The 5,511-nt window shown below is 65.7% G+C and carries 5 protein-coding genes and 2 pseudogenes; 2 read left to right on the forward strand and 5 right to left on the reverse strand.

The window, feature by feature from the left end; translation table 11 throughout:
• Positions 1-15: 15 nt before the first annotated feature.
• Positions 16-360: a DUF4168 domain-containing protein gene (locus tag AD428_RS21885; RefSeq protein WP_235491069.1), complete on the forward strand. Its 345-nt coding sequence runs from the start codon at positions 16-18 to the stop codon at positions 358-360.
• A gap of 123 nt (positions 361-483) precedes the next feature.
• Positions 484-1,182 (forward strand): glutathione S-transferase family protein, encoded by a 699-nt coding sequence (locus AD428_RS21890; protein WP_200908081.1) that lies wholly within the window; start codon positions 484-486, stop codon positions 1,180-1,182.
• On the opposite strand, the gene AD428_RS21895 is transcribed toward AD428_RS21890, so the two are convergent.
• The 5 genes and pseudogenes from AD428_RS21895 to AD428_RS25685 all read right to left on the reverse strand — a co-directional run.
• On the reverse strand, positions 1,172-1,933 hold the full coding sequence (locus tag AD428_RS21895) for an ABC transporter permease (protein WP_053246576.1): 762 nt from the start codon (positions 1,931-1,933) through the stop codon (positions 1,172-1,174). The two genes, AD428_RS21890 and AD428_RS21895, sit on opposite strands and share 11 nt — an antisense overlap.
• Positions 1,930-2,853: an ABC transporter ATP-binding protein gene (locus tag AD428_RS21900; RefSeq protein WP_053246577.1), complete on the reverse strand. Its 924-nt coding sequence runs from the start codon at positions 2,851-2,853 to the stop codon at positions 1,930-1,932. Before AD428_RS21900 ends, AD428_RS21895 begins: the two co-directional genes overlap by 4 nt.
• Positions 2,854-2,969: 116 nt before the next feature.
• A pseudogene (locus AD428_RS21905) lies at positions 2,970-3,899 on the reverse strand (dihydrodipicolinate synthase family protein).
• Positions 3,900-3,903: 4 nt separating this feature from the next.
• A complete protein-coding gene (locus AD428_RS21910; RefSeq protein ID WP_053246578.1) occupies positions 3,904-5,052 on the reverse strand; it encodes an L-rhamnonate dehydratase in 1,149 nt (382 codons plus the stop codon).
• Positions 5,006-5,332: pseudogene (locus AD428_RS25685) on the reverse strand (redoxin domain-containing protein); the annotation flags it as partial. The gene AD428_RS21910 and the pseudogene AD428_RS25685, both read right to left, overlap by 47 nt.
• Positions 5,333-5,511 lie beyond the last annotated feature (179 nt).

The following is a 5,511-nucleotide window of genomic DNA, read 5'->3' on the forward strand; positions in this document are numbered from 1 at the left end:
ACCCTGGCGCAGAACATGCGGCGCAAGACGCGCCGGCGCAAAACGCGCCGGCCTCGCAGGCGCCGCTGCCCCATGCAGGCGGTGCCCAATCCCACCGACCAGCAACTGCAGCGCTTCGCCTCGGCTTCGCAGAAGGTGGCCGGCGTGGTGGACGAATACCGGCCCAAGGTCGAAGCCGCCAAGACCGACGACGCCAAGCAGAAGATCGTGCAGGAGGCCGACGCCAAGATGGTGAAGCTGGTGCGGGCCGACGGCCTGTCGGTGGAGGAGTTCAACGGCATCAGCCGGGCGGTGGAACAGAATCCGCAGCTCAAGCAGCGCGTCATCGACCTGAGCAGGCGCGGCGCCGCACCGCGCTAGGGGCCGGCGCGCACCGGGCGCGAGCCGGGCCGGGCTCCCCCGGCGCCGTCGCGCATACAGGGTCGCGGCGTTATGCTGTTGCGGCGCATCAGCCCCTCAATCCATCACGGGAGTCCCTGTATCGTGACCGCGGAACGCATTCTTTACGACCTTGCCGGCGCCGACGAATCGCTGCGCTTCAGCCCGCATTGCTGGAAAACGCGCATGGCGCTGGCCCACAAGGGCCTGGCCGTGCGCACCGTGCCCTGGCGCTTCACCGAGAAGGAAGCCATTGCCTTCTCGGAGCAGAAGCTGGTGCCGGTGCTGGTGGACGGCGACACCACGGTGAGCGATTCCTGGCGCATCGCCTGCCATCTCGAAGACCGCTACCCCGACCGCCCCTCTCTCTTCGGTGGCGCCATCGGCCGCGGCGTGTCGCGTTTCGCGAACGGCTGGGCCGACGCCACGCTGGTGCCCATCCTGGCGCGCCTGCTGCTGCCCTCCATCCACGCGCTGATCCACGAAAAAGACAAGGACTATTTCCGCGCCACGCGCGAAAAGCGCTTCGGCCCGCTGGAAGAGCTGCCGCCCGGCTACGAGGCGCAGATCGGGCTGTTCCGCCAGGCCCTGCAGCCGCTGCGCCAGACGCTGGAGCGCCAGCCCTACCTGGCCGGCGACCAGCCCGCCTACGCGGACTATGCCGTCTTCGGCATGTTCATGTGGGCGCGCTGCACCAGCGCGCACGCCCTGCTCGACGAAGGCGACGCGGTGTACGCATGGCGCGAGCGCCTGCTGGACGCCTTCGACGGCCTGGCGCGCCGTGCGCCCATGATCAGGTCTTGAGGCGGTAGCCGGTCTTGAAGATCCAGCGCACCACGAACATGCACAGCGCCAGGAAGGCCAGCGTCATGCCCACGCTCACGCCCAGGCTGACGTCGGCCACGCCATAGAAGGACCAGCGGAGCCCGCTCACCAGGTAGACCACCGGATTGAACAGCGTGGCGGTCTGCCAGAAGGGCGGCAGCATCTTGATGGAATAGAAGGTGCCGCCCAGGAAGGTAAGCGGGGTGATGATCATGAGCGGGATGATCTGCAGCTTCTCGAAGCCGTCGGCCCAGATCCCGATGATGAATCCGAACAGGCTGAATGTGATCGAGGTCAGCACCAGGAAGCCGATCATCGCCAGCGGATGCGCGATGCCGAACGGCACGAACAGGCGCGCCGTCGCCAGCATGATGAGCCCCAGGATGATGGACTTGCTGGCTGCCGCTCCCACGTAGCCCATCACGATCTCCAGATATGAGATGGGCGCGGAATGGATTTCGTAGATGGTGCCCTGGAAGCGCGGCATGTAGATGCCGAACGAGGCGTTGGCCACGCTCTGCGTGAGCAGCGACAGCATGATCATGCCGGGCACGATGAAAGCGCCGTAGCTCACGCCGTCGATCTGCACCATGTGCGAGCCGATGGCCGAGCCGAACACCACGAAATACAGCGAGGTGGAAATGACGGGCGAGGCCACGCTCTGCATCAGCGTGCGCCAGGCGCGGGCCATCTCGAAGCGGTAGATGGCGCGGATAGCGTAGAAGTTCATGATGACTGGTGCACCAGGCTGACGAAAATCTCCTCCAGCGAGCTTTCGGAGGTGTGGAGGTCGGTGAATTCAATGCCCAGCTCGTTGAGCTGGCGCAGCAGCCGGGAGATGGCCGCCCCGCCCTGCTCGTCGTAGGTGTAGACCAGCTTGCGGCCCTCCTCGCCCAGCTCCAGCGCGTAGGCGGCCAGCGCCTCGGGCACGGCGGGCAGCGCCGACTTGAGCGTAAGCGCGAGCTGGCGCTTGCCCAGCTTCTTCATGAGGGCGTGCTTTTCCTCAACCAGGATGATCTCGCCCTTGCGGATCACGCCGATGCGGTCGGCCATCTCCTGCGCTTCCTCGATGTAGTGCGTGGTGAGGATGATGGTGACCCCGCTTTCGCGCAGCCGGCGCACCATGTCCCACATGCCGCGCCTGAGCTCCACGTCGACCCCCGCGGTGGGTTCGTCCAGGAACAGGATCTTGGGCTCGTGCGACAGCGCCTTGGCGATCATGACGCGGCGCTTCATGCCGCCCGACAGGGCCATGATGCGGCTGTCTTTCTTGTCCCAGAGCGACAGCTCGCGCAGCACCTTCTCCACGTAGGCATGGTCGGTCGGCTTGCCGAAGAGGCCGCGGCTGAAGTTCACCGTGCTCCAGACGCTTTCGAAGGCGTCGGTGGAGATTTCCTGCGGCACCAGCCCGATGGCCGAGCGCGCCGCGCGGTAATCCGCGACGATGTCGTGGCCGTCGGCCCATACCCTGCCCTCGGTGGGGTTGACGATGCCGCAGATGATGCTGATGAGCGTGGTCTTGCCCGCCCCGTTGGGTCCTAGCAGCGCGAAAATCTCGCCGCGCCGGATCTCCAGGTTTACGTTCCTGAGGGCCTGGAATCCCGACGCGTAGCGCTTGGACAGCCCCTGCACTGATATAACCGGCTGCACTGAAGCCCCCGCGAAAATGGAGAGCGGGTCATTTTACCGGCCATGCGCCGCTGTTTATCCGTACAGGAGGAACAGCGTGTTCGGCCTGCCGGCCCAATGGCCGGCGGCGGGCCGTTTCAGCGTCCCCAGCGCAGCACCAGCGGATCCAGCTCGCGCGCGGCGTCGAGCAGGCCGTCCCGCACCTCGGGGCGCATGGGCGGAAACGGATGGCGGCCGGCCTCGCAGGCGATGACGCCGCCGGCTTTCATGAGCGCCTTGGCCGTCAGGATGCCGCCCTGCCGGTTTTCGTAGTTGATGTGCGCGCAGCCAGCGCTCGTAGCGGCGGCAGGCCTCGTCGCGCTCGCCCGCCCGGTGGGCCTCGATAATGGGGCGTATGCCGTCGGCGAAGCCGCCGCCGGTCATGGAGCCGGTGCGCCCGCGTCCAGGTCGGGCAGCAGCGTGATGCCTTCTTCTCCGTCCCACGGACCCTCGACCGCGCCGCCGCCCAGCGCGATCAGGTCGCGCAGCTTGGACGCCGCGCCCGCCGTTTCGATCTTGAAGTACGACACCTGGGCAATCTCGCGCGCCATGCGCGCCAGCAGGGCCGCCGGCAGTGGCGTGCCGCTGACGGGCGCGTCCTGGATCATGATGGGAATATCCAGCGCGTCGGACACGCGCTGGAAGAATTCCACGATCTGCGGCTCCGGCACGCGCAGGGTGGCGCCATGATACGGCGGCATGATCATCACCATTGCCGCGCCCATGTCCTGCGCGCGGCGGCTGCGCGCGGCGCAGACGCGCGTGCTGAAGTGCGTGGTGGTGACGATGACGGGAACCCGCCCCGCCACGTGCTCCAGGATCAGCCGCGTGAGCGTCTCGCGCTCGTCGTCGGCCAGCACGAACTGCTCGGAAAAATTGGCCAGGATGCACAGCCCGTCCACCCCGCAGTCGATCATGAAGTCCACCGCACGCTTCTGGCTCGCCAGGTCCAGCTCGCCGGACTCGGTGAAGGGCGTGGGAACCACCGGGAAAATGCCGCGGTACCGCGGCGCTTGCGTGAGGCTCATGGCGCTACTCGATGATGTTGAATTGGTCGAGGTATTCGGTCTTGAGGGTCAGGCCCAGGCCCGGCCTGTCGTCTTCCAGGTCGATGAAGCCTTCGCGGGCCACGGGCTCGCCGTCGAAAATGTAGTAGAACAGCTCGTTGCCCACTTCCACGTCGAACATGGGGAAGTACTCGCTCATGGGCGAGGCCAGCGTGCTCATGGTGAGGTGGTAGTTGTGCATCTGGCCCGCGTGCGGCACCACCGGCACGCTGTGGGCCTCGCACAGCGCATTGATCTTGTGCGCCGCGGTGATGCCGCCCACGCGGTTGGTGTCGTACTGCACCACCGACACCGCCTTGCGGTCGAGCAACTGCTTGAAGCCCAGCAGCGAGAACTCGTGCTCGCCGCCCGAGATCGGAATCGACCCCAGCCGGTTGAGTTCGGCATAGCCGTCGATGTCGTCGGCGATCACCGGCTCTTCCAGCCAGCGCGGCTCGAACTTCTCCAGCTTGGGCAGCATGCGCCGGGCATAGTCCACGTTCCAGCCCATGTAGCACTCCAGCATGAGGTCGGTGTCGTAGCCGATGACCTCGCGCACCGCCTCCACCGATTTCAGGTTTTCCACAACGCCCTTCTGCAGGTGCGCGGGCCCGTAGCCGAAGCGCATCTTGAAGGCGGTGAACCCCTGGTCCAGATAGGTCTGCGCCTCTTGCTGCATGGCTTTCAGGTCGGTGCGGTAGAGCTTGGAGTAATAGCAGGGAATCTTCTCCTTGGTGCGCCCGCCCAGCAGCTTGAACACCGGCTTGCCCACGGACTTGCCCAGGATGTCCCAGATGGCGAGGTCCACCGCCGAGATGGCGGCCATGGTCACGCCCTTGCGGCCCCAGGCGTGCGTGGCGCGGTACATGCGCTGCCAGAGGTACTCGTAGTCCCAGGGATCGTGGCCGATGACCAGGGGCGCCAGGTACTGGTCGATGACGGCCTTGGCCACGCGCGGCGCCAGGGCGACGTTGCCCAGGCCCACGATGCCGTCGTCGGTTTCCATTTCCACCACCGTCCAGCCGTGGAAACGGAAGGTGCTCATGGTTTCCTGCGGCGAATACAGCAGGTCCATGGCGTTGGAGCAGAAATTGCCTTGCGGCGGCACGGTCTTGGTCCGCGATGATCGGGAAATTGACCCGGGTCGACTGCGTGTCGTTGATGTCGTCGATCCACTTGGTGTGCGAATCCACGTCGTCCACCGACAGCGCCAGCACCTTCACGTTGCGTTTGGCGAATTCGTCGGCCAGCTTGGCCGTGTAACCCAGCTCCGTCGTGCAGACCGGCGTGAAATCGGCCGGATGCGAGAACAGCACGCCCCAGCTATTACCCAGGTACTCATGAAAGCGGATGGGACCGATCGAGGACTCTTGTTCGAAATCGGGGGCGGTATCGCCCAGGCGTAGATGACTCATGATGTCTCCTGCAATGCGGGTTCGGTAGGGAAACGGGTCGGCGCCAAAGCGCCGGATCATCCGGCATCGTGCCGGCGGCCGCCAAGGCCATTCGACATGATTCTTCCATCAAAACCGCTACGCGGGAAATACGCAAGACATATAACCTTATGCAATATCGCTATCCGGGACCGCACTCA

The sequence above is a fragment of the Achromobacter sp. DMS1 genome (assembly GCF_001270295.1).

Excerpts from the sequence above, each read along its gene's own strand:
- AD428_RS21885 (WP_235491069.1), top strand. The coding sequence starts at position 16 with ATGCGGCGCAAGACGCGCCGGCGCAAAACGCGCCGGCCTCGCAGGCGC.
- AD428_RS21895 (WP_053246576.1), bottom strand. The coding sequence starts at position 1,933 with ATGAACTTCTACGCTATCCGCGCCATCTACCGCTTCGAGATGGCCCGC.